This window comes from Paraburkholderia sp. CNPSo 3274, from assembly GCF_024206475.1.
Taxonomy (GTDB): Bacteria; Pseudomonadota; Gammaproteobacteria; order Burkholderiales; family Burkholderiaceae; genus Paraburkholderia.
In genome coordinates this window covers 1-729 of record NZ_JAMBPR010000245.1, presented here as the reverse complement: position 1 = coordinate 729, position 729 = coordinate 1, and the positions used below count along the sequence as shown (strand labels likewise).

General features: G+C 56.0%; 1 protein-coding gene and 1 pseudogene. One reads left to right on the top strand and one right to left on the bottom strand.

Annotated features, from left to right (window positions below; translation table 11 throughout):
* Nucleotides 1-160: transposase (locus tag M3I54_RS44495; RefSeq protein WP_254338201.1), on the bottom strand; the 160-nt coding region annotated here is incomplete at its 3' end.
* Between the two features lie 389 nt (nucleotides 161-549).
* On the opposite strand from M3I54_RS44495, the pseudogene M3I54_RS44490 reads away from it, so the two are divergent.
* Nucleotides 550-729: pseudogene (locus tag M3I54_RS44490) on the top strand (IS66 family insertion sequence element accessory protein TnpB); the annotation flags it as partial.

The window sequence follows — 729 nt, the reverse complement described above, 5'->3', positions numbered from 1 at the left end:
TGCGCCACGCAAACACCTGGTTCGCATTCACCTGATGACGTCGGGCTACCCCGGAGACGGTGGCTCCGGGTTCGAAGGTCTCACGCACAATCGCCAGTTTCTCTTCAACTGAGCGGCGTCGGCGTTGCTCCGGCTGCGTCAGAACCTCAACGGGTTCCATGTTGTTAGTTGTAGGCTTAAACATAGGCGGAAGACTACCTCATAGTTTAAGCGTTACCCAGTGTCCGGTTTTCGCGGGGGCCGGCCCAGTTTGCAATCGACGGTCCTATGAATAGATCCGGTCGGCTGCTGTGCCGTTTGCGTCAAGTTGGGCGCGTGAAATGGTGAGCGAAAACGCATAGTCCGTATTCTCGGGTGACGAGCGATTGTCGACGATCCAGCCTGCCATGTCGAACGACTCTTCGTGGACCCACAAGGGACGTAGAACCCGGCGCTATCTGTGCGATCGCTTTGAGCGGTACAACAGTCATCCCTTTATCTGTAAGCGGCAGTTTCTCCTCACATAGATCCTGATCTGAAAACAGCGCAGGATGTGTCCACGGTTTTTTAATGGACACACCCTTCATGGACGAGAACTGCGCAGATTTTTTGCCCTTGCGTGCGACCAACGTTGGTGTCGAAGGCAAGCGGACTTTCGACAAGCGTGACAAACAGAGGCTGATTGAAGCCTGCCTGAAGCCGGGCGTGTCGATCGCGGGTATGGCGCTGAAGGCGGGCGTGAACGCCAAC